The organism is Mycobacterium sp. ST-F2, from assembly GCF_001905655.1.
Classification (GTDB): domain Bacteria; phylum Actinomycetota; class Actinomycetes; order Mycobacteriales; family Mycobacteriaceae; genus Mycobacterium.
Window position 1 is genome coordinate 1 of the sequence record NZ_JMHT01000072.1, and the last position, 20457, is coordinate 20457.

Genomic DNA, 20457 nt, shown 5'->3' on the forward strand with positions numbered 1-20457 from the left:
ACGGCACCGGCTTCCTGACGGTCGAACATCGAATTGGGGCCAGTCGCGATCATCGCGACTGGCCCCAATTTCTTTGTCCGGCTTGTTGTTTGGCGTAACTACATCTGCCGGCCGATATCACCGCCACGCTGTGGCGGCGGCGCCACGGGGGCGACCGGCGCGGGTCCGGCGTTGTGTGAGCCCGCGCTCGGACCGGCCATGGGCGGCTGGGCCGGAGCCGCCGTGTGCTGGCGGGAGTCGCGAGCATCCTGCTGAGCCTCCCGCCGATCCTGTTGCTGCTGGCGGTTGTCCTGCTGGGCCTGCCGGTCGTTCTGCTGGTTCTCGCGGGCATCCTGCTGCGCCTGCCGTTGCTCCGGTGACATGGCGGCACCGCCGCCGGCCGGCCCGCCAGGCTGACCCGCCGCGGGTTCGCCGCCCGGCATGCCGCCACTTTCCTTGCCGCCGCCCTTGCCCATGGCCTGCTGGATCATCTGGCCGAACTGGCCCGCCTGCTGACCCATCTGCCCCATGCCGCCGCCCTGGCCGGCCATCTGCCCCGCCTGCTGACCCATCTGGCCCAGCTGGCCGAGCATCTGACCCATCTGGCCGACGCCCTCGCCACCCTTGCTGTCGGCGTTGTCGTATGCCGACTGGGCCATGCCCACCTTGCCGGAGAACATGCCCTCCTTGGCCTGCAGCGAGGCCACATTGGCGGTCATATCGGCCGCCATGGCCGGCAGCACGGCGGCGATGGTCGCGCTCATGGCGTCCTCGCCGGGCTGGATCATCGGCATCTCGGGCAACTCGACGGAAGCCGCGTTCCAGCTGATGTTGTCCGGTGTCTGCATCATCGACATCAGATATCCCCCCTACTCACCAGTCGTCATCGGTGTCGTCGTCATACGAGCCGTGCTCGAGCGCCTGAGGCACCGCCAACTGCGTGATCCGGCCACCGCCGCCACCGTCACGCTGCCCCATGCCCCCCATGGCACCCATCGCGCCACCGGCACCAGCGGCAGCCGCGACCGGGGCCAGGCCACCTACCCCCATGCCACCCGCCGCGCTCGCCGGCATCACCCCGGGCCCACCCGGGCCGGGGCCGACCATCTTGGCCAGGAGCGGCGTCTGCACGGAGGCCGCGCCCACGCCGCCGCCACCGGGCATGCCGCCCTTCATGAGACCGGCGCCGCCGGATGCACCGGAACCGCCGGCCAACGGATGGTTGGAGAAGGCGCCGAACGGCGAGGCACCGAGTCCGGCCTTGCCCTGACCGCCGCCGGAAAACAGGGACGTCAACTGCTGCAGCGGCTGCGAAAGTTGTTGCAGCGGTTGCATGGCCTGCTGCGGCAACTGTCCGAGCATCTGCGGGACCTGACCGGCCATCTGCATCATCTGGCCCATCATCTGACCCATCTGATCGCCGCCCTTGCCCGCCGACTCCGCGGTCTTCTGCGCGGTCTGCGCCACCTGCGGCGGCATGCCGGCCGTCGGGATGCTCGGGGGTGCGCCGACGAAGTTGGCCACCTCGGTGGCACTGGCCGTCACCGCGGCGATGTTCTGGGACAGGCCCATCTTGATCCGGCTCTGGATCAGCTCCTGCACGTTCGGGAACGGCGCCGCCGACAGGGCCATGCACTCGGCCTGGACTTCCTCGGCGGTGGCGTTGACCAGGTTCTTCGTCTTGATCACCGCGGCCACCATGGACTGCAGCTTGGCGGCGATGGCCGCCGCCTGCGCGCCGTTGGCCTCATGGCCGCCGATGATGGTGCCGGCCTCGCCCGCCGCCGCCACAGAACCCGCGCCCTGCCACTGGTCGGTCAGGCTCATCAACTGGCTGGTCTGCTGGGGCACCACCGATCCGCTGATCTTGGTGGCCAGCTTCGTATAGTGCGCGGCCGCTTCTTCGAGCTGTTCCTCATCGACGTTGGGCCACCCCGGCCCCGTCACCGTCTGCGATCCGAACGGACTGCTGTCAGGCTGAATCCCCATAGACACGGCCCCCTTCCCCAGACATACCGCGTCGAATCGAGCCTACCGCCCCGGCGGGTACCCACCCGACGCAAACTGACGGTGCGGCGGGCCTACGGATTCGGCTGATCCTGCCGCGCCAGCAGCCGGGCGTAGCCGGTCCCCATGGCCAGCAGCACCAGGCCGACGACGATGAACACCGCCACCCGGAACATGCCACCCAGGGTGCCGAGATCGAACAGGAACAACTTGGCCGTCGCCGCGGCCACCAGGGCCAGGCCGCCACCGATGGGCAGTGATCGCTGCGCCTTCGGCCGGCGCGCGGCGTACCCGAACAACGCGGCCGCCACCGCGATCCAGCCAATGGTCGCGGCCATGTGACCGGCGAAGAATCCGCCCTTCCCGCCACCGATCAGCACGCCGGCGGTGACGGTCAGCATGGTGGACGCGTAGGCGGCGACCACGACCGCACCCGCCCACATCAGCCGGACTTCGTCATCGCTGTGGCGACCGGTCCAAGACCACACGATCGCCACCACGGCGGCCACCGCCAAGATGCTGGAGACGATGGCCGAGACGGCGCTGCGGGTACTCAGTTCCACCGCGCGGAACAGCAGATCCGGCGGCGAGTAGCTGAGATAGACCGCCCCGCCGACGGCCCCGAATCCGGCGGCCACCCAGCGGGCGGTCGCGTCCTGGCGGCCGGCGACGGCGACCACGACGGACATCGCGAGGAGCACCGCGCCGCCTGTCCTGCCGTCGAACGCCACCATCACCGCCACCAGCGCGCAGACTGCCGACACCGCCGACCAGATTTGGCGCACCGCACCGTCGACGCCGGGCAGTCGGTTGCCGACGAGGACGATCGCCAGGAAGAGGAGCGCCACCGCCGCGATGACCGCCGCGGCGATCATCGGCCGCACGGTCCCGGAGACGAACAGCACCGGCACGGTGCCGGCCGCCGTGGCCAATGCCAGCAGGGGACGATTGGTCGTCTTGGGCAACAGGATCAACGCGCCGGCGACGGCCAGGACTGCCGCCGCCGCGCAGGCGGCCGCGAGCCCCGGGTCTCGGCCCGCGCCGAACGACACCGAGGCCAGAGCGATCAGCAACGGGAAGGTGCAGACGACGGTCCGGGCCACATACATCCAGACCCAGTCCTTGCCGACCTGCACCGGCAGCGACGCCGCGGACAACGCCAGCATGAACCCGATCAGCAACAGTGAGACGCCGTCGGCCACCACGGGCGCCAGCACGGCGAGGGGCACCAGCACCAACAACGCGAGCTGCTGTGAATCCCAGCGTCGGGCCAAGGTCAGGCCGCCGCCGCCGATCATCGCCGCCAGAACCAATCCGACTGGCGGAGAGAGCCATTCATAGATCGTCGTGACCGCGACGACGTCGATGTAGGCGGCGGCGATACCGGTCGCGGCCAGCGCCACCGCACCCACGATTCCGCCGGGCCGCGTCTTGAGGCGCGTCGCGCCGACCACCAGACCCGCCGCCAGCACCGCCCCCGCGCCGACCCGGAACTCGGGGCGCAACAGGCCGGCCTGAGCGGCCAGCACCAACAGCAGGGCGACGCCGATCAGCGTCACCGCGACACCGGCTGCCGCCAGCGCCTTGCCGATCCAGCCGTCCGAACGCTCGGGGCGAGGGCGCGGTGGCTGCGGTTGCGGCAGCGGGGCTGCCGGCGGCTGCTGCGCGTGCGGTGGCTGCCAATACTGTTGCGGCACAGCGTATGCGGCGGGCTGCTGCGGGTAGGCCAGCGACCGATCGAGTTCGGTGAGGCACGTCGATACCCATGCCAGGTGGTGGGAAATCGCCGCGACATCCTGGGAGAGCCGGGCCACCATCGCCCGCTGCGGTTCGGTCATGCAGGCCATCATCGCGCCGCCGCACCGGCGTTCGGATGAGTAGGACTACCCGATCCTCACGGGCAGTCTGTCAGCGTAGTAATCGACCATGGCCTGGACCACCCGCGCTGCCGGAAAGCTCTCCAGGGCCCGTCGCCGGCCCGCGTCCCCGAGCTGCGTCCGCAGCCTCGGCGACGCGATCAGCCGCTCCATCTGGCCGGAAATGGCCTCGATGTCTCCGGGCGGGTGCAGCAGTCCGGTCGTCCCGTCGATGACGGCGTCATCGATGCCGTAGATGTCCGACGCGAGCGACGGAACGCCTGCCGCTGCCGCCTCGATGAGCACAGAGCCGAAACCCTCGCGGTAGCTCGGGAGGCAGAAGACGTCGCAGGCGGCCAGGTAACGTTCGGGATCGGGGGTGACATCGACCAGACGGCACGCGCCGGCATGCTGCCCGAGCTCGGCCAGGATCCGCGGACGCAGCGCTTCCTCGTCGGGCCCCACAATCACCAGACTGATGTCGCGATGGCGCTCGCGCGCATGCGCGAAGGCCTCGGCGAGATCGAGCACGCCCTTGTCGACCGTGAGGCGCCCGAGAAACAAGAATACGAGCTCATCCTCGCTCAGACCCAGTTCGGCGCGTACCCGCGTCCGGCTCACCGGATCGGGCCGAAAACGCTCGGTGTCCACACCGCAGATCGAACCGTCGGCCAACACACCCGACTTCTCTGCCCGAACGACGCGCTCGCGGATCAGAAACGCGCGTTGGGAGGCACTGTCGACCAGGCTGAAACTGCTGCACCGATGGTTCACCTTGTCGAGGAACCGCAGCAGCGCCCGCTTCGGACCGTCGAGCGTGACCCAGACCTGGCCGGTGAAGGTGTGGGTCCGCAGCGGCACGCGCGCCAGCATCGCCGCTGCCATCGACAGCAGGCCCGCCTTGGGGGTCAGCGAATGTACGGCGTCGAAACCGCGGCGACGGAACAGCACGGCGAGGCCCACCAGGGCCCGCAGATCCCGGACCGGCCGGATGCGCCGTTCGATTCGGACACCGATGGTCTCGCCATCGACGCCGAGCGAGCGCAGCAGCTCGGCATCGTCGGTGTTGGCGATCAGAGTCACGTCATACAGTGCGGCGAGGGCTCGCAGATGCCCGGCGAGGAAATGCGTCGCCGTGCTGGGATCCGAAACGACGAAGGCGATCCGCGTGCGACCTATGCGGCCATACCGCATCCACCCCGTCATCATCCGTGGTCACGACGCATGGGAATGTCCCCCGCGATAGGCGGGAAAGAAACCGGTCGCGTCGGGGGCGGAGCCCGAGAGTTCTGCGTACAGCCGCTCGTCGAGCACCACGCGCCACGTCTTGAAGGGGCGCCGGCAATCAGAGAAACCTGCCTTGAAGAACATCAGTGAATCGTTGGTACCGCCGACCCCGCCGCCCAGATGGAGAACTTCCGCGCCTCGCCCGGTCGCCCATTGCCGCACGTGGTTGATCATGAATTTCGACGGACTGAGCTTCACCATCTGCCCGTCGTCGCCCGACAGGTGGTACTGCACGATTCCGTTGGTCTCGCTGAACAGGCCCGCGCACGCGATGGACCCGTCGATCTCGACGACGCACAGGTGCAGATTGCCGCGCAGTCCCTGCCAGAGCCTCGAGAAGTAGTCCCGTGAGAAGAAATACTCGGCAGCAGCGTTCTTGCGCCGCATGGTGTCGAGATAGAGAGCGATGAACCTGTCGAAGTGCTCCCCGGTGTCATCGATGAACACCCGGTGTCCCAACCGCTCGCTCTGGCCGACCGACCGCCTGTGGCTGTACCGGATGCTGTTCCATTGCCGAGTGTCGTTCTGGCGCAAATTGATTGACACCGTCTGCCCGTGTTCGACAAGGGTGCCGACATCCTCGAAGGCGCCGTCGGGTAATTCCAGGATCGGATGCAACCGCACGAACACGGAGACGAATCCGCTGTCACGCAGGTTCTGCACCGCGGCGGCGAACGCACGCCTCAAGATTGCGGCGTCGTCGAACTGCGCGATCGGGGAGGCATAACCATAGGGGGCGATCAGGTCGCAAGCTGCGCTGCCGGGAATCGTTCGCCGAATGAGCGGCATGAGCAGCCGCACGCCGGGTTCATCGATGTAGACGCCAACCGCGGTGCCACCCAGTCGATCCGATTCGAGCGAGACGTACTCGGGCAGGTGATAGAAGTCGTGCCGGATCATCGCCAGCGCGTCTCGCCAACGCTGATCGGTCGGCTCGATCAGATCGACACGCACGGCCGTATCGACACGAGACACCATGTCTTCGTTGTCATACCTGCTCACTCTCCAAGATGATGCAGGAGCAGAGGTCAGCCGATCCGGCAAAGGCCGCCCCCCCACATGGCGTATGGTACTACCTCACAATCAGGTCCGCGTTCTATTTCGCAGCTACCACAATGCCCCCGCTCCTGACCCATCGCGAGCCGGTGCAGACCGGCCATATCGCCGATCAGTCCGACGAGAGTGTTCCGACGTGATGTCGCTGATGCAGACCCTTCCGTGGTTTGTCCCCGGGCTGGCCATCACCGCCGTGATCGCATTCGCCGTTGCCGGCCGCGTCGCGCGGCGCGTGCGTACCGAGAGCTGGATCGCGTTCGTTCTGACGGTGAGCCTGGGGGCCGTCCTCGCGGCGACGCTCACTCCCGTAGCCGGCCAGTTCGGAGACCCGCATCTCCCACTGGGCCGGTGCGATCTCGGCCGTATCGGGCCGGCACCCCTCTCCGACTACGTCCACCTCGGCGAGGCCAGTCTCAACGTCGCCCTGTTCATACCGCTCGGCCTGGCCATCGGGCTTCTCGGCCGGTCGCCGGCCACCATCCGGCTACTCGCGGTGGCAGCAGCCCTGTCGCCGACCATCGAAGGCATCCAGTCACTGCTCCCGATGTTCGGACGCGGATGCCAGAGCGCCGACGTCGTCGACAACGTCCTCGGACTGGTCAGCGGCTTCGCGTTCGGAATGCTGCTGTCGGTGGCGCCCTGGAGCCGGACCGGCCGACGCTGATGCAGCAGACCGCTCAAAATTGCTGAAGAGAATTTTGGCAATCACTACTCGTCGATTCCGGGCCGCTCCGGCGCGGGGTTGCCGATAATTGCCGCTACGGCAAAATTTCCCGCTTCATAAAACGTTGAGACCCTGACATCACCATCACGACAATTATTGCCGTACGCATCATTTATGCAGCTCGAGACCATTTTCTCAGGACCGCGTCCAATCGGAACCCGAATTGTGTTACCGCTCGGCATATTTTGCTTGCGGACCGAATGCCCCAATGCTAGCGTGGCAAACGTCGAGTATGTACCTGGTTTCGTCGACATCGCTGGCAAATCACAACGCCATTGCTGTCACGAGCGTCTGACCACAGTGAAATGTGTCATGCGGACGAAGGGGGCGTCTTGTCCCTGCGTGAATATCTAGAGCTTCTTCGCGACGGCAAATGGTGGATCGTCGCAGGACTGATCTTGGGCGCGCTCGGTGGCCACTTCGTTGCAGAGAACACCGCCCCGACCTACATCGCAAGCACGACACTGTATTTCGCGGCGATCGAGGGCGGCGGTGAGCCCGGACAGGCCTACCAAGGGGCACAGCTCGCGGTGGTGAAGGCCCACACGTATTCCGAGCTGATAGTCAGTGATCGAGTGCTGGCCGAAGTCGCGTTCGACGTCGGCGCGCCTGTTCCGAGAAACGCGATCACTGTTCAGTCCACGGCGGGAACCCCGACGCTGACGGTGAAGGTTGCCGCCCCTTCCGCGGAACGGGCGGCGAAGGTGGCCGACGCCATCGCCGCGCGGAGCGTCAACCTCGTCGGAGATCTCGAGCGCCCCCGCGATCCCATACTGTCCACGGTGGTGACGCTGCGGGTACTCGCACCCGCTGCCGTGCCGACCACGCCCTCGTCTCCCAACCGCAAAGTCGACATCACGGTGGGCACGCTGATCGGCACTTTTCTCGGGCTGTCGGTTGCTGTCATCCGGCGCAGTCTCGACCGGTCGGTACGCACTCCCGACTTCGTGGAGGAGCTCACTGCCCTACCTCTACTGGGGACCATTCCCTACGATCGGTCGTCCCGGCGGACCCCGGTTCTCATCACGGAGAAACCCCGCGGGCAGGTGGCCGAGGCCATGCGGCAGCTACGGATCAATCTTCGTTCCGCCGGGACAGCCAGCAGCTGTAGCAGCCTGGTCGTGACGAGCGCGGTCGCCCGGGAAGGCAAGACGGCGTTGGTGTGCAACCTCGCCGCCGCGTTCGCCTTGGAAGGCGAGCGAGTCCTCCTGATCGACGCGGACCTCCGTCGGCCAAGGATCGGCAAGTACCTCGGGATGGATCCGTCGTCGGGCCTCAGCACAGTCCTGCGCCGCGAGTGCGCTCCGCGCGACGCCATCAGCCGGTGGAACGAAGGACGATTCGACGTCATGACCAGCGGGCCCCTACCCGAGAACCCGGGCGAGCTCCTCGGCTCCATGGGCCTGGTGCTCGCCGAAGTCGAGAGCCAGTACGACCTGGTGCTGATCGATTCGCCGGCGTTACTGGCGGTGGCCGATGGCAGCGTGCTCGCGCACTGGTGCGACGCGGCGCTGTTGCTGGTGAAGGGACGCACAGCTGATTCGGAAGTCACAGACGCCGTCACTGCGCTGAGTGCGGTATCGGCAAACACCCTCGGTTGCGTGTTCGCCATGCCGCGGCGAAGCCGCGATGCCAGACTGCGCGCTGAATCCCCGACCGACCACCGGTCGCAGACCAACGCACCGACTGCGCGACGGGACAACGGGTATGCCGAGGCAACCGGATCACACCGGCGGTCGCAATCGCTCAGCGATCCCCACGCGCCGGCCACCGACGTCGGTTGATCGACAGGTGGCGACATGCGAATCGCTCACATCGGACCCGCGGTGTTGCCCGTGGGGTCTGCGTTCGGCGGTGCGGTCGAGCGGCGGATGCTCGAATTGGCTGCAGCACAACAACATCGCGGTGACCATGTTCTGATCGTGTCCCTCGGGACGGCGGTGCGCCCCGATGGCACCGCTGCCGAGGTGCCGATTCTGGATGTGTCATGCCGAACGCGACGCCCACTGCGCGACATCGAGTTACTGATCAGGGCCCGCCCCGGAATTCGCGACTTCGCCCCGGACATCATTCACGTCCACAACAGCCCGACAGCGGCGCTGTGCCTGGCCGGGCTTGCGGCCCCGAAGGTCCTCACATTCGACTACTTCCGCTATCGCGGCTCCGACCATCGGATCGCGAAGGCCGCCTACCGGCGCGCGCTGCAGGCGTTCGACGGACTCATGCCCGTCTCGGATTTCTGCGCTCGCGAGGCCGCCGAATTCTGGTCCCTGCCGCTCGCCGACTTCCGGGTACTTCCCAACGGCGTCAACGTCGAACAGTTCAGCCCCGACGAATCGCGGCGCGAAGCCGCGCGGGCGAGGTACGCGCTGGATACGCAGCTGGTCATCGGATACGTCGGCCGCGTATGCGAACAAAAGGGATCCGACACACTGGCCGAGGCGTTCCGGGCGGTGAAGGCAGCACATCCCGACACCGCACTGCTCGTCGCGGGTCCGACCGAATTCTTCGGACAGACGCGCCGGACGCCGCTCACCGATCAGATCGAGGAGTTGGGTGGACGCTGGCTCGGTCCGGTACCTGAGGATGAGGTCGCCGACGTATTCCGCTCACTCGACATCTGTGCCATGCCGACCCGCCAGGACGAGATGTTCGGCATGGCTGCCGCGGAGGCGCTGGCGTCCGGGACGCCCGTCGTGTGTTCCAACCTCGGCGGGTTGCCTGAAGTGGTGCCCCCCTCGGCCGGTGTCCTTGTCCAGCCGGACAACGCGGCGGCACTGGCCGATGAACTGATCGCCCTGTGCGACGACCGCGCCGCACTGGCACGGTTGGCTGCGGCGGCGCCGGGTGAGGCCGGCAAGTTCACCTGGACCGCCATCGCCGACCGGGCCGAGACGCTGTATCGCGAGGTGCTGGCGTGACCCGACCCTGGACGGTCGCCCTGTCCCGGCCCCTTCGCGATACGACGCTACGCACCGCGTTGCGCAGTGGCAGCTGGGCGCTTGCCGGCACCTCCGTCGGCCGTGTCGCACACGTCGCCGCGCTGCTGCTCGCGGCCAGACAGTTGGGTAGCGAGCAGTTCGGCGGACTGTCACTGGCCTTGTCGACGGCATTGGTCGTCACGTCGGTGAGTGCCCTCGGTTTACCGGTCGCGGTCCAGAAGCTGGTTGCCGAGGCGCGAGAGGTCGATGCGGACCGCCGGGACCGGTTGATCGGTCTGGCACTCGGACTGACAGCGTCGGTCGGTTTCGTCACCATGATCGGCGGCGTGCTGACCAGCGGATGGGTGGCGGACCGGATACTGAACCAGTCCGCTGTCGGGCCGCTCGTGGCCGTCGCATCGATATTCATCCTCACCACACCGATGGTGGAAGTGATCGCCGCCCTGTTGGCCGCGTTGGAGCGGTTCGACATGGTCGGACTGTTCCGCGCCGTTCACGGATGCTTGTGCGGCGCCGTGCTGGTCGTCGTTCTGCTCGAGACATCCGGCGCCGGGGCGGCACTCTGGGCGTTGGCCGGCGCCGAGGCACTGACGTGCGCATTCGGACTCCGGCTGGTCAGATCGGCCCGCGGCCCCCGGTCGAACGGTCACTCCCGCGGCGTGGACCATCTCGCCCCGGCGAAGGCGATGCTGCGAATCTCGGCACCCGCGTTGGTCGCCAGCGTCTCTCTGCAACCATCGTTGTGGCTCGGCCAGGTGCTGTTGAGCCGGCAACCAGACGGTCTGGAACATGTCGGTGCCTTCGCCGTGGCCATGCGATGGCACTCGATAGCCCTCTTCGTGCCTGCGACCATGGGTTCGGTCCTGTTACCCATGCTCGGCCGGCTGCGGGCCACCGGCCGCGACATGGACGCTCGTGCGTTGTTCGTCCGGTACGGCGCGCTGACCGCGGCGTTCTCGACGGCGACCGGCCTCGGTCTCATCGCATTCGCCGGCCCGATCATGGGTCTGCAGGGCGCCGAGTACACATCGGCGTCGCGGGTGCTCGTCATACTCGCTGTCGCCACCGTGCCGGCCGCGCTGAACAACGTTCTCGGCAGCCGCGCCCTGGCCGAAGGACGAGTCGCGATCTGGGTGTGGAGCGACATCGCACTCGCCACGACGCTCGCCGGTGGCGCCATCGCGTTGGTGCCCCCACTGAACGACGACGGCCTGGCCGCGGCGTATCTCGTTGCGTACGCCGCGAGTTGCCTCGTCCAGCTGCCGGTCGCACTGGCGGCCCGGGTGCCCAAAGGAGAGCAGACGTGAACGCGGCAGCCGGTCGCCGGCCCAGCGTCTGGCCAGTCGTCGCCGCCGTCTGCGCGGCCGCGGTCGTGTGGGCGGTATCGCTGCAGAAAGACGGCTACGCCACGAGATACCCAACGGTGCCAATAGCTTTCGCGGTCTTCCTCGGCGTTCAACTGCTGGCTCCGCGAGTCCGGTGGAACACCGACCGGGTCCTCGGGCCGGGTAATGTCGCCGCGCTGCTCTTCTTCCTGCAGCTCGTCGTCATCCCGACGCTGTTCCTGCTCTCCGGCCCCATTCTCGGCACGCTCCGATTCCGTCCGTCGGACCAGTACATCAACACCGCCATGTTGCTACAGGCAGCGGCATACGCGTGCTACGCCGTGGGCTACGTCGCCTGGGCGAAACCCGCACGGCCACAACCCTTTCTGCTCGAACTGCGGTTCACCACCGGAGTTGCCTTCTGCTACATCGCATTCGGCGCGCTCGGGCTCGCGCTCGCATTCCGGTCCTTCGGCGCGCTGGTCAACTACTTCAGCGGACAGGCCAGCATCCTCGCCGCCCCGGAACCGACGACCATCGCCAACGCCGCCGCCCAGTTCCTGCGCCCGTTCCTGGCGTACGGCGTGATCATTCTGTGGGCATTGCGGATCGCGCGCCGACGGCCCGGGGCGCGCCTGCAACCAAGTGAAGCGGGCCTGGTGGTCGTCGCCGTCGCCGCATCGGCGGTCTACGACTACAACCGTGCGTCCGCGGTCATTCCGCTGCTGGCCCTCGTCACCGCGTTCGGACTCTTCGGACGACGACTGTCGGCGGTTCGCATCGTCGCGTTTCTCGGGGTCGTGGCGTTCGTCGGTTTCTTGTTCGGCGGATACCGGGACATCTATCAGGGCACCCGGGGCGGGACCATCTCCGCGTCCGCCGCGGGACTGGACCGCCCCCGGCCGTCATTCGCCGACTATCTGCAGAGCTATGGAAACGGGCCGCAGTTCTGGGCCGTCGTGGTCCAGGAAGTCGACCGGTCGGGAACGCGTGAGGGCGATTCCGTCATCGGTTCCGCGCTGTATCCCGTTCCTGCGCTCGGGAAGTCTTTCCGGAATGACAGCGCGCCCGTCGAGTACAACGCGCTGATCTACGGCGAGCCCGAAATCATCGACCAGATCCTGGGATTCGGCGCCGAACTGTACTGGAACTTCGGCATACCCGGGATTGTCGTCGGCTACTTCCTGCTCGGTCTGGCGGTACGCAGATTCGACGACTGCGTCGAGGCGGCACCCGATCCGCTGGCGGCCTACAACTGGTCGTATTGCGGTACCTGGGTGGCGTTGCTCGTCATAAATTCGATCTCGATCCTCGCGCAGATCGTCGTCTATTTCTTCTGGCCGATATTCGTGATGTCCGCCATCGGGTATCTCGCCCGTTTCCGATTGCCTGCCCGCCTTCTCGCACGCGCCGGGAGTTGACCACATCATGGAACCCGCCGTCAGCATCGTCATGCCGGTCCGAAATGTGCAGAGCACCCTGGTCCCGGCAATTCGCTCGATTTTGGCGCAGACATGCGAAGCGTGGGAACTCGTCGTCCTGGACGACGGGTCCACCGACGGCACCGCGCAGCGGCTCCGGGAATTCGCCGATCTCGACGATCGGATCCGGCCGTTCATCGACGGCCGACCGCTCGGACTTCCGACCCGGCTGAACCAAGGGGTACGGCACAGCCGCGCGCCCATCATCGCGCGGATGGACGGCGACGACGTCTGCTATCCCGACCGGCTCGAGACCCAACTCACCTTCCTGCGCGAGAATCCGGACGTCGACGTCGTGGGCGCGGGAATGATGGTGTTCACCTCTGACGGAACACCTCGTGGTCCGCGTTCACGACTCGGCGGGCATGAGGACCTCACCGCGGACCCACTCCGCAGCGAGATCGGCTTGGCACACCCGACCTGGATGGGACGGCGTTCGTGGTTCCTGAGGTTTCCCTACGACCCGCGTGCCCGCCGTTGTGAGGACTGGGAGGTGCTGCTGCGCGCCCACACCGCGAGCCGCTACGCCAGCCTTCCGGACGTACTGCTCGGCTATCGGGAGGATCGGATCAAGCTGCGCGGGAGCATCGAGGCGCGCCAACACCAGATGATGTTCCTGCTGCGCTACGGAACTCGGCATCGCCAGGTGCTGTCGAGTCTGATCGGTTCGGCCGGCCAGCTGGGAAGGGCTGCCCGTGACACCGTGGCGGTGCTGGCACGTCGGCAGGACCTCGTGCTCGACCGCCGCAACCGGCTCGCCTCGCCGTCCGAAATCGCCACGTGGGCCGCCTTATGGGCGGAGTTGACCGAGCCATGAAGTCAGGGCCGCCCGGCCCCTGCGTTCGGGCCCGGGTGACGCGGCTGCTCGCGATCGCCCTTGCCGGCGGGCTCACCGCATGCAATGTCTTTCCGCTACCCGGGTCACGCTCCGACGGATCCGCACCGCGCAGCCCCGTACCCGGATCCGCACAGCTGGACCCGCCCTCTGACGCGGGCCCGTTCGCTCTGCTGACCGAGGTGTACGGCCAGGGCGGGCGGCTCCTGACGCAACGGCTGCACGACCAGCTGGCCAATGGCGCCAGTCTGCACCCGGTTCTCGACGAACAGGACCGGCGCGTCGTGACGGGAACCGGTCGGCCATTCGCCTACTTCGCCGTTCCCCCTGAAGCGAATGTGGCGGGCTGCTACCCGGATTCGACCGATCCGGGTGCCGCCACGACACTCGCTGATCTCGGCGTCACGGCGCAGTCGGCGGCATGGCGCCTGGGAATGCCGGAGTTCGACCAGGCCGGCGGATGCTGGGCTCAGAACCGGCCGAACATCACGGGCATGGCCGACGCGCAGGCGTACACGACGTGGTCGCGTTTCTACCTCGACGCGAAAGCCCTTCGGCCCTATCTCGAACAGTCCGCGGAACAACGCGGATACAAGTGGATGTCGGTGTGCGTCTTCGCATTCTGTCCGCAGTACGCATATGACCTCGGCTCCGACGTCGTGCTCCTCGAGCGCAACATCGACGAGGTGAGCGGGATGAGTCCGGGCCTCGCGATGGTCCGGGGCGCGGCCCGACAGCATGGGAACCGCCCATGGGGCATCGACATGTCGGCGTACCGCTACTGGAACGGCGGTCCCACCGTGTTCGACACGTCCGGCCGGCTCGTCACCGGCTGGTCACCGTCGATGCTCGCGCGAAACCTCTACGCGGCGTACATGGCCGGCGCCGATGTGATCCTGAACGAAGCCGCCAATTTCTACTCCACCGCCGCACCGCACGGCCTCAACCCCCTCGGCGTGGTCGTGCGCGACTTTGCCGATTTCAGCTTGCAGCGGCATCCGGTGCGGGGCTCCCCCGAAGTTCCGATCGCGATTCTGCAGGACCACTTTTCGGGGTACGAGCCGCCGTTCGGCGAATTCGACCAGGACCCGTACAAGTGGTACCGCCAAAACCCCTACACACAGGGTGACCGCATGTTGAGCAGCCTGCTCGACGTGGCGTATCCGGGCCATCAATCGTGGGGGACGATAGTGCCGAACGCCCCGTGGCGGATCAGCGGCGCCGACGGCACCGTGGATGTCGACGCCACTCAAGCGGCGTATCGCCGCGCGTTGGCTGCGCGGAACGTCGATCCGCGGATCTGGGAACCCATGGGAAACACCCGGTGGGGCGAGTCGATCGATGTGATCACCGATCACGCCCGGCTCGACGCACTGCTGCGGTACCGGGTCGTGGTTCTCGCAGGCAGCGGCCCCATCGCCGCAGACCTGCTGGCAGACCTAAGGGAGTATGTGCGGCGGGGCGGGACCGTTGTGGCCACCGCCGGCCAGCTGACGCCCGGCGCCGATTCGCTGACCGACAGCGGGATCTCGGCGGACCGGGGTACGACGAATTCCGTCACGTGGTCGGACGGCACGGTCATGGCGGAGAAGGCGTTCAGCTACTCCCGGATCACCCCCGGAAAGGACGCCGAGATCGTCGCCACGACGTCGGATGGTGATCCACTCATCGTCCGCAGCAAGATCGGCACCGGCACGGTCTATCTGACGGCTGCACTACTCGACAACACGGGCCAGGGTGGCGTGCTCACGGCGTGCCAGCGGCTCCTCGACGAGCTCTACAGCTCTGCCGCGACGGTGACCGTCGACGGCCCGCCGCTGCAGTACCTCGTCAACACCGTCGGCACGAGCACCGTCGTGACGTTGATCAACACCGATATCGGTGGCTCCGAGTGGCGCGGCCGGTTGCGCTTCCGGACCAATACGAAGTCCGCGGCCGTGTCGGAGTGGACCGGGGACACCCCGGTGACGAGCTCGATCGTTGCGGGTGGCGAAGTGGTCGTCGATGCGACAGTTCCGCCGTTCGGCGTCCACGTATACGCGATGCAGCCGGGAAAGTGATCGGTGCGTCAGGAGATTCCGACGAGCCGGGGTAGGTCCCGCTCGAGCAGCCCGCGGCCGGTGAGCCGGTCGCCCACGGTTCGCAGTGCCAGCCGCGCTGCCGCATTGGCGGGCCCGTAGCGGACATGACGCCGGGCCGGTGGTTCTGCGGCGGCGAGCAGGCGCCGGTACAGCTGAAGGTGGCGCTCGACCATGTTCGACACGCCGAACCGGCCGAGGGCAGCCGTATGGATCGCAACGTGGTCGATTCGGTTGGCGCGCAGGTCGCGAATCGTCGATCGCAGCGCGGTGGCCAGCCGCTCGACATCATCGGGCGGGACAAGCCGCCCGTATTCCCCGACCTGCTCCGGGATACCGCCGACGGCCGAAGCCACAACCGGCAGCCCCGTGAGCATCGCCTCGCTGATCACACTCGGCAGTGCCTCCGACCGGCTCGGCAGCACGAACAGATCCACCTCGCGATACAGGTCGGCCAGTTGGGCGGCGGCACGGATCCCGAGGAACTGCACGCGGTCGCTGACATTGAGGTCTGCGGCCAGCGCCCGGAGGGCGGCCTCCAGGGCGGCGTCCTGGTAGACCAGCAGAAGTTCGGCATCCTCGACCCGCGCCAGCGCGCGCAGGAGGACATCCACTCCCTTGAGCTCGATGAGTTGTCCGACGTAGAGCAGGCGGGCACGGCGCTTCGGCTCCAGGAGAGGTTGTCGGCCGGCCGGATGGAAGGTCCGCGACGAGATGCCGTTGGGGATCACGTGCATCTTGTCCGGCGCGCAGTCGAGATGTGCCCGGAGCGTCTCGCGCTCGATGCCGCTGAGGGCGACGACGGCGTCGGCCCGGGCCGTGATCATCGCGGTGGCGCGAATCCTGGCCCGAAGCCGGTCACCATGGCGCGACGGATCGAGCAGCGCGGGATCATGGTGCGGCGTATAGACAAATCGCGCGGCGGTCGCCGCCGTGGCCATCCACAGTGCGGCCCGGCCCAGGTGATGGACGTGAACGACCTGATAGCGCTCGCTCGGCACGAACGACCGATGACCAACCGTCGTGACGTGGACGCCCCGCGCGACAAGTCCCTCCGCCAGAACAGTCTCGGGTGTCGATCGGCGCCGCGCATCATCGGGGCGGTCGAACGTGCCACCGACGACACAGACGTGGAGCTCAGACATGAGCACGGCCCTCCGGGCCCAACCCCACGGTCAGTCCCAGGTCGTCGAACTCCTCGTATCCGCGCGTCTCGGGGCGTTTGAACGGCTCTGTCAGCGTCTGGAACAGGATGCGCAGATCGAGCCGGAACGACCACTCATACACATAGCGCACATCGAAATCGAGCTTTTCCGAATAGGCGACTGACTTCCGGCCACTCACCTGCGCCAGACCGGTGATTCCGGGCCGGACATCGTGACGGCGGGCATGGTGAGCCGAGTACTTGTCGAGGTACTCGATGAGCAAGGGGCGGGGTCCGACCAGGCTCATCTGCCCGCCGACGACGTTGACGAGCTGGGGCAGTTCGTCGAGGCTCGTCCGCCGCAGGAACTTCCCGATCCGGGTGGACCGCAAATCGTCTGTGGTCCAGGGGTTTTCACCAGGCGAGGGCGGACGCATCGTCCGGAACTTGTACATCGTGAAGATCTGTCCGTGCCGGCCGGGCCGGCGCTGCCGGAAGAGGACGGGCGCACCGGCGGTGAATCGGATCAGTAACGCGATGAGCGCGAGCAGTGGCGAGAAGACGATGAGAAGCGCGGACGCCGCCGCCACATCGAAGCCTCGCTTCAACAGTGAGCCAGGAGCGCGGTCAGGCCGCATGATCCACTCCTCCCCGGTCCAGACGTGAGACGAGGAACGATCGGATGACGGTGTGGACCCGATCGATCTGGTCGGAGGAAAGCGCCGAGCCGCTCGGCAGAGCGATGCCGGTCGCGAACAGCCGATCAGCGTCTCCACGAACGAACGCCCGAGCGCCGGCGAAAACGGGCTGTTGATGCATGGGCTTCCACAGCGGGCGGTTCTCGATGTCCGCGGCGGTCAACACGGCCGAGAGTTCTTCCGGCTTCCACTCCGCCGCAAGCGAATCCACCAGAATCGCGGTCAGCCAGCAGTTGTCCTCGATGTCGTCGTCTCCCTGGAAGATCTGCACGCCGTCGACGCCGGAGAAGACCTCGCGGTAGCCCTCGCGTATCTGCCTGCGGCGCACGAGCATGGCCGGCAGCCGTTCCAATTGCGCGAGGCCCAGCGCGGCCAGAATGTTGCTCAGCCGGTAGTTGTAGCCGATCTCGACGTGTTCGTAGTGCGCCACCGGTTCGCGCGCCTGCGTACTGAGATACCTGGCTCGCTCGGCCAGCCGCTCATCATCAGTGAGCAACGCCCCACCGCCGCTGGTCGAAATCACCTTGTTGCCATTGAAACTCAGCACCGCAGCCATGCCGAACGAGCCAGCGGGCCTGCCGACGTGACCGGCGCCGAGAGCTTCCGCGGCATCGGAAAGCAGTGGCACCCCGGCACTTTCACAGATGTTCGTGATCTGAGTGTAGTCCGCGCAGCGGCCCAGCAGATCCACCGCGATCACTGCCGCTACGTGATGGCCCGCACGCCGGAGCGACCGCAGCGCTTCGTCGAGGAGGGCGGGATCAAGATTCCCGAAGGTCGGATCGCAATCGACGAAAACCGGTGTGGCACCGGTGTACACGACGGCGTTCGCGGTGGCGGCGAACGTCATGGTGGGGACGATGACCACGTCTTCGGGTCCGACGCCCAGCCCCAGCAGTGCCAGATGTAGCGCCGCGGTGCCGGAACTGAGGGCCACCGCGTATCTGCGCGCGCATTGATGGGCCAGCGCTTCTTCGAAGCTGTCCACCATCAGGCCCAGCGGCGCGACCCACCCTGAGCGCAGGGCCGCGACACACCACTCCTCTTCCCGAGGGCCGACGTCGGGAGCGGAGAGGTAGATGCGGCTCATGACGCCACGTAGTGCTGAGCTTCGGCTGCCACGCCGACGAGTCGGAGTTCGGGTGGCACCAGGCGCGCCGTGAGGTCGACCGGTGCGGCAGTGCTCATCCCGCCTTCGGACGCCAGCCATCGCAGGGCAGCCGCGTGGTCGGCGAAGCGGACCATGCTCGCGTCGCCATCGGCCAATGCAAGCGGAGGCACACTCACGTGGGAGATGAGTGGGTGCGCCGGACGGTGGTCACGAACTTCATTGGCCCCGAACAGTTCCTCGTGCAGCTTCTCGCCTGCGCGCATGCCCGTCCACACGATATCGACATCGGCGCGCCCGGCTCGCCGAATCAGCAGCCGCGCGACGTCGGCAATCCTGACCGGCTCCCCCATGTCCAGCACCAGGGCTTCACCGCCTCGGCCGATCGCGGCCGCCTGCAGAACCAGTTGGCAGGCCTCGGGGATCGTCATGAAGAAGCGGGTGACGTCCGGATGCGTGACCGTGACGGGACCGCCTCCTTCGATCTGCCGGGCGAAAGCCTCCAGAACGGAGCCGCGGGACCCCAGCACATTGCCGAAGCGAACGCTGAGATATCTGCCCTCCCCGTAACCGGCAACCGATGCGGTGAGACGTTCGGTGACTCGTTTACTGAACCCGAGGACGCTCACCGGATTCGCAGCCTTGTCCGTCGAGATGTTGACGAAGGTGCCGACCCGCGCGGCGCGCGCCGCGGACAGGACGTTCCACGTGCCGACGACGTTGGTCATCCACGCCTCGAGCGGGTACTTCTCCAGCAGGGGAAGATGTTTGAGCGCCGCCGCGTGGATCACCACCTCGGGCCGGTACGCCTCGAATATCCGGCGCATCGCGAGCGGGTCGCGGATGTCGGCAAGCACCGTGTCGTCGTTGTCGAGCATCGCACGGCCGTAGATCGACAGTTGCGTTGCGTGCAGCGCGGACTCATCGCGGTCGAGCATGGTCAGTGTCGCAGGGCCGAGCCGGTGGATCTGACGGCACAGTTCGGAGCCGATGGATCCGCCCGCGCCGGTGACCAGGACCCGGCGGCCGATGATCTGTGCGGTGATCGCGTCCTGGTCCAGGTGCGCCGGAGGCCGGCCGAGAAGATCGTTGAGTTTGAGGTCCCGCACGTCGCCGCTCGGCCGCGCACTTCGGATCTGTTCGGCGACGGGTGGCACGATCAGCGCTCCGATACCCAGCAGCGCAGCTTGCGAAGAGATGTCCCTGATCAGTTCAGGATCCGGATCGGCGATCGCAATGACCACCGCATCGGCACCGAAACGCGTTACGACACAAGCCAGATCATGCCTCGTCCCACGCACCTGCACGCCGGCGACATGCAGGTGACGCTTGGCCGGATCGTCATCGAGCAAGGCCACCGGATCGAACGGCATCCGCTCGTCGAGCTGCATCTGCCGCGTCAGATTCTGACCGATCCGACCGGCCCCCAGGATCACGACCTTGCGCCGGTCCGTGTCGTTCTTCAGGTGGCGGCGCGCCATCGTGCGGCCGAGCCATCGGACCGCCAGCATGCCGCCCAGTGTGAATGCCGCCGACAGCACCGGCACACCGCGCGGAACCGGATGGGACGGGGACACGCTGACGAACACCAGTAACAGCGCGGACGAGACCGCGGCGACCATTGCCAACGCCGTGCATTCGTCGAAACTCGCGACAATGTACCGGTGTCGGTAGATGCCTTTGGCGCTACCGGCTGCCACGAGCAGCAGGGCGGCAACCACGGCAACTCTGAACGTGGAACCCAAACTCATGTGGTCCGGTTCGAAATCGAATCGCGCCCACGTCGCGATCCATACCGCAACAAATGCGATGATGACATCTGCCACCCACCACGGTGATATCGATCGCGCTTGCGCTGTTTCCCTCGGAAAATGATTTGCATATATCGCAGCGGCTGCTTTTCGAATCGAGAAGGCAGGAATGTTGTACATAACCGA

16 protein-coding genes are annotated in these 20457 nt (G+C 67.0%); 7 read left to right on the forward strand and 9 right to left on the reverse strand.

Going from position 1 to position 20457, the window contains the following annotated elements; translation table 11 throughout:
• Window positions 1-98 precede the first annotated feature (98 nt).
• The 5 genes from EB75_RS23735 to EB75_RS23755 all read right to left on the reverse strand — a co-directional run bounded on the left by EB75_RS23735 (window position 99) and on the right by EB75_RS23755 (window position 6173).
• Entirely contained in the window at window positions 99-836 is a 738-nt protein-coding gene (locus EB75_RS23735; RefSeq protein ID WP_073697717.1) for a hypothetical protein, read from the reverse strand.
• Between the two features lie 16 nt (window positions 837-852).
• Window positions 853-1968 (reverse strand): hypothetical protein, encoded by a 1116-nt coding sequence (locus EB75_RS23740; protein WP_073697718.1) that lies wholly within the window; start codon window positions 1966-1968, stop codon window positions 853-855.
• Window positions 1969-2060: 92 nt separating this feature from the next.
• Window positions 2061-3824, reverse strand: a complete 1764-nt coding sequence (locus EB75_RS23745) for a DUF2339 domain-containing protein (protein ID WP_073697777.1) — start codon at window positions 3822-3824, stop codon at window positions 2061-2063.
• 45 nt (window positions 3825-3869) lie between these two features.
• Window positions 3870-5036 (reverse strand): glycosyltransferase family 4 protein, encoded by a 1167-nt coding sequence (locus tag EB75_RS23750; RefSeq protein WP_168176109.1) that lies wholly within the window; start codon window positions 5034-5036, stop codon window positions 3870-3872.
• 21 nt (window positions 5037-5057) lie between these two features.
• Window positions 5058-6173: a GNAT family N-acetyltransferase gene (locus EB75_RS23755; protein ID WP_142239789.1), complete on the reverse strand. Its 1116-nt coding sequence runs from the start codon at window positions 6171-6173 to the stop codon at window positions 5058-5060.
• Window positions 6174-6333: 160 nt separating this feature from the next.
• On the opposite strand from EB75_RS23755, the gene EB75_RS23765 reads away from it, so the two are divergent.
• From EB75_RS23765 to EB75_RS23795, 7 genes are all read left to right on the forward strand, one after another.
• A complete protein-coding gene (locus EB75_RS23765; protein WP_168176110.1) occupies window positions 6334-6849 on the forward strand; it encodes a VanZ family protein in 516 nt (171 codons plus the stop codon).
• Window positions 6850-7241: 392 nt separating this feature from the next.
• Window positions 7242-8693: a tyrosine-protein kinase domain-containing protein gene (locus EB75_RS23770; protein WP_168176111.1), complete on the forward strand. Its 1452-nt coding sequence runs from the start codon at window positions 7242-7244 to the stop codon at window positions 8691-8693.
• A 15-nt stretch (window positions 8694-8708) separates the two neighbouring features.
• Window positions 8709-9830: a glycosyltransferase family 4 protein gene (locus tag EB75_RS23775; RefSeq protein WP_073697723.1), complete on the forward strand. Its 1122-nt coding sequence runs from the start codon at window positions 8709-8711 to the stop codon at window positions 9828-9830.
• Window positions 9827-11158 (forward strand): oligosaccharide flippase family protein, encoded by a 1332-nt coding sequence (locus EB75_RS23780; protein WP_073697724.1) that lies wholly within the window; start codon window positions 9827-9829, stop codon window positions 11156-11158. The genes EB75_RS23775 and EB75_RS23780 overlap by 4 nt, the downstream gene beginning before the upstream one ends.
• On the forward strand, window positions 11155-12597 hold the full coding sequence (locus tag EB75_RS23785; protein ID WP_073697725.1) for a hypothetical protein: 1443 nt from the start codon (window positions 11155-11157) through the stop codon (window positions 12595-12597). The genes EB75_RS23780 and EB75_RS23785 overlap by 4 nt, the downstream gene beginning before the upstream one ends.
• A gap of 7 nt (window positions 12598-12604) precedes the next feature.
• Window positions 12605-13474 carry a glycosyltransferase family 2 protein gene (locus EB75_RS23790; RefSeq protein WP_073697726.1) on the forward strand — a complete coding sequence of 290 codons (870 nt, stop codon included), beginning with the start codon at window positions 12605-12607 and terminating at the stop codon, window positions 13472-13474.
• Window positions 13471-15552 (forward strand): type 1 glutamine amidotransferase family protein, encoded by a 2082-nt coding sequence (locus EB75_RS23795; RefSeq protein ID WP_142239790.1) that lies wholly within the window; start codon window positions 13471-13473, stop codon window positions 15550-15552. The genes EB75_RS23790 and EB75_RS23795 overlap by 4 nt, the downstream gene beginning before the upstream one ends.
• Before the next feature lie 8 nt (window positions 15553-15560).
• Here the strand turns inward: EB75_RS23795 and EB75_RS23800 are convergent, their stop codons facing one another.
• Genes EB75_RS23800 through EB75_RS23815 form a run of 4 tightly spaced genes read right to left on the reverse strand, consistent with a single transcriptional unit; the run spans window position 15561 to window position 20346 of the window.
• Window positions 15561-16715, reverse strand: a complete 1155-nt coding sequence (locus EB75_RS23800) for a glycosyltransferase family 4 protein (protein WP_073697728.1) — start codon at window positions 16713-16715, stop codon at window positions 15561-15563.
• Window positions 16708-17352, reverse strand: a complete 645-nt coding sequence (locus tag EB75_RS23805; RefSeq protein WP_083612537.1) for a sugar transferase — start codon at window positions 17350-17352, stop codon at window positions 16708-16710. Before EB75_RS23805 ends, EB75_RS23800 begins: the two co-directional genes overlap by 8 nt.
• The gene (locus EB75_RS23810; RefSeq protein WP_073697730.1) at window positions 17342-18502 is read right to left on the reverse strand and encodes a DegT/DnrJ/EryC1/StrS family aminotransferase; all 1161 of its coding nucleotides are present in this window, start codon (window positions 18500-18502) and stop codon (window positions 17342-17344) included. The genes EB75_RS23805 and EB75_RS23810 overlap by 11 nt, the downstream gene beginning before the upstream one ends.
• Complete coding sequence (locus EB75_RS23815) at window positions 18499-20346, reverse strand: nucleoside-diphosphate sugar epimerase/dehydratase (RefSeq protein ID WP_073697731.1); 1848 nt, start codon at window positions 20344-20346, stop codon at window positions 18499-18501. The genes EB75_RS23810 and EB75_RS23815 overlap by 4 nt, the downstream gene beginning before the upstream one ends.
• Window positions 20347-20457 lie beyond the last annotated feature (111 nt).

Bases quoted from the DNA above. Each gene is read 5' to 3' on its own strand.
- EB75_RS23735 (WP_073697717.1), bottom strand. From the start codon at position 836: ATGTCGATGATGCAGACACCGGACAACATCAGCTGGAACGCGGCTTCC.
- EB75_RS23775 (WP_073697723.1), top strand. From the start codon at position 8,709: ATGCGAATCGCTCACATCGGACCCGCGGTGTTGCCCGTGGGGTCTGCG.
- EB75_RS23790 (WP_073697726.1), top strand. From the start codon at position 12,605: ATGGAACCCGCCGTCAGCATCGTCATGCCGGTCCGAAATGTGCAGAGC.
- EB75_RS23750 (WP_168176109.1), bottom strand. From the start codon at position 5,036: ATGCGGTATGGCCGCATAGGTCGCACGCGGATCGCCTTCGTCGTTTCG.
- EB75_RS23765 (WP_168176110.1), top strand. From the start codon at position 6,334: ATGCAGACCCTTCCGTGGTTTGTCCCCGGGCTGGCCATCACCGCCGTG.
- EB75_RS23810 (WP_073697730.1), bottom strand. From the start codon at position 18,502: ATGAGCCGCATCTACCTCTCCGCTCCCGACGTCGGCCCTCGGGAAGAG.
- EB75_RS23800 (WP_073697728.1), bottom strand. From the start codon at position 16,715: ATGTCTGAGCTCCACGTCTGTGTCGTCGGTGGCACGTTCGACCGCCCC.
- EB75_RS23740 (WP_073697718.1), bottom strand. From the start codon at position 1,968: ATGGGGATTCAGCCTGACAGCAGTCCGTTCGGATCGCAGACGGTGACG.
- EB75_RS23805 (WP_083612537.1), bottom strand. From the start codon at position 17,352: ATGCGGCCTGACCGCGCTCCTGGCTCACTGTTGAAGCGAGGCTTCGAT.
- EB75_RS23795 (WP_142239790.1), top strand. From the start codon at position 13,471: ATGAAGTCAGGGCCGCCCGGCCCCTGCGTTCGGGCCCGGGTGACGCGG.
- EB75_RS23745 (WP_073697777.1), bottom strand. From the start codon at position 3,824: ATGACCGAACCGCAGCGGGCGATGGTGGCCCGGCTCTCCCAGGATGTC.